This is a genomic window from Succinivibrio sp. (assembly GCF_045124615.1).
In the GTDB taxonomy this organism is placed as follows: Bacteria; Pseudomonadota; Gammaproteobacteria; order Enterobacterales; family Succinivibrionaceae; genus Succinivibrio; species Succinivibrio faecicola.
In genome coordinates this window covers 1-2,343 of record NZ_JBGVMC010000370.1, presented here as the reverse complement: position 1 = coordinate 2,343, position 2,343 = coordinate 1, and the positions used below count along the sequence as shown (strand labels likewise).

The 2,343-nt window shown below is 37.3% G+C and carries 1 protein-coding gene; it reads left to right on the top strand.

All coding sequences use genetic code 11. From position 1 onward, the window contains the following. Positions 1 to 145: 145 nt before the first annotated feature. Positions 146 to 2,185: a methionine--tRNA ligase gene (gene metG, locus ACJML3_RS09850; RefSeq protein ID WP_406022813.1), complete on the top strand. Its 2,040-nt coding sequence runs from the start codon at positions 146 to 148 to the stop codon at positions 2,183 to 2,185. Positions 2,186 to 2,343 lie beyond the last annotated feature (158 nt).

Genomic DNA, 2,343 nt, shown 5'->3' with positions numbered 1-2,343 from the left:
GCTAAAATTGCTTAAGGTCTTGGGTATGTTTTTCTTTAGCATTTTTCTTCTCACTATTTTGTATAAAGGATCAAAAAAACTTAATTCGGACATGACAATGGTGTAAAATACTGAGCAATTATTTGTTTTAAAAAAGAGTTTTACCATGTCAGATAACAAAACAATTTTAGTTACAAATGCACTTCCATATTCAAACGGCCCTATTCATTTAGGCCATATGCTTGAGCATATTCAGTCTGATATCTATGTTAGATTCAACAGAGCTATCGGAAACAAGGTTTTCTATGTATGTGGTGATGACTGCCACGGTACACCTGTTATGATCAAGGCAAACTCTCTTGGTATCACTCCAGAGCAGATGATCGAAATAACATCAAAGGATCATGATGAAGACTTAAAAGGTTTCCTTGTACAGTACGATAACTACTACCGTACTCATTCAAAAGAGAATGAGGAAATCTCAGCTTATATGTACAACAAGGCAAAAGAGAATGGTTATATTCTGACAAAAACCATCTCACAGCTTTTTGATCCTGAAAAGAATATGTTCCTGCCTGATCGTTTTGTAAAAGGCACATGTCCAAAATGTGGTGCAAAGGATCAGTACGGTGACAACTGCGAGGTATGCGGTGCAACATATTCACCTACCGAGCTTAAGGATGCATATTCAGTTATTTCAGGTGCAAAACCTGTTTTAAAGGACTCTCTGCACTACTTCTTTGATCTGCCAAAGGCAAAGGATTTCCTTCATGAGTATATTAAAAACTCAGGCTGTATCCAGTCAGAGATGGCTAACAAACTTGAAGAGTGGTTTGAGCAGGGCTTAAAACCATGGGATATCTCAAGAGATGCACCTTACTTTGGTTTTAAAATTCCAGGAACTGAAGATAAATACTTCTATGTATGGATGGATGCTCCTATAGGTTATTTTGCATCATTAAAGAATCTTTGTGAAAAAACAGGAAACAACTTTGATGAATTTATAAAAGAAGGCTCTGATGTAAAGATGGTTCACTTTATCGGTAAGGACATTCTTTACTTCCATTCACTGTTCTGGCCTGCAACATTAAAGGCTGCACAGTTAAGATTGCCAGACAATATCTTTGTTCACGGCTATGTAACAGTAAACGGTGCGAAGATGTCAAAATCAAAGGGCACATTCATCAAGGCAAAGACCTTCTTGAAATTCTTAAAGCCAGAGACTCTTCGTTACTACTTTGCATCAAAGATGAATTCATCTGCTGTTGATATCGATCTGTCACTTGATGACTTCATGGCAAAGGTAAATTCAGATATCGTAGGTAAGGTTGTAAATCTTGCATCAAGAACCGCAGGTTTCATTGCAAAGAGATTTGATTCAAAACTCTCTGACAAGCCAAATAACAAAGAGCTTTTAGACAAGGCTGCATCAATTAAGGATAGCGTTATCAAGAGCTATTCTGAAAGAAACTATGCAGATGCAATTCGTACAATCATGGCACTTGCTGATGAGGCAAACCGTTATATTGATGCTATGGCTCCTTGGGTTATTGCAAAAGAAGAAGGCAAAGATGAGCTGCTTCAGGCTGTTTGTTCTGATGGTATCAACCTGTTCAGAGCTTTAATTACTTATCTGTCACCTGTGTTACCTGAGGTTGCAAAGAATGCTGAGGAGTTCTTAAACAGCACCCTTTCATTTGATTCACTTGCAACTCCTCTTTGCAACCATTCAATCAATAAGTTCAAGCCTCTATTCACAAGAATTGAAAAGACTCAGATTGATGCAATGATTGAATGCTCAAAAGAAGATCTAAAAGAAGCTAAAAAAGCTGAACAGAAAGTTGAGAATAAAACTTCTGAGTATGAGCCTTTAGCTGATCAGATCACAATTGATGATTTTGCAAAGGTTGACTTAAGAGTAGGTACTATTATTGAGGCTCAGGAAGTTGCTGAGGCAAAGAAACTGTTAAAGTTAACTGTTGATATCGGTTTTGAAAAGAGACAGGTATTTGCAGGTATCAAGCAGGCTTATACCGATGTAAACTCTCTAATTGGTCGTAAGGTTGTTCTTGTTGCAAATCTAAAGCCACGTCAGATGAAGTTTGGCTTATCTGAGGGTATGGTTACTGCTGCAGGTCCCGGTGCATCTGAGGTTTATCTGCTTTCAGTAGATTCAGGCGCAAAAAACGGTGACAGAATACATTAAAAACCAGTTATTATCAAAGGAGCTGGTTTTTACCAGCTCTTTTTTTATCTGTACACTATTATGAATATAAAAAATTATCAAACTTATAAAAAGGAAATAAAGAATCAGTTAAAACTGTTTGTGCCTTTCCTACTAGGGCAGCTTTCAAGCTGTGCTAT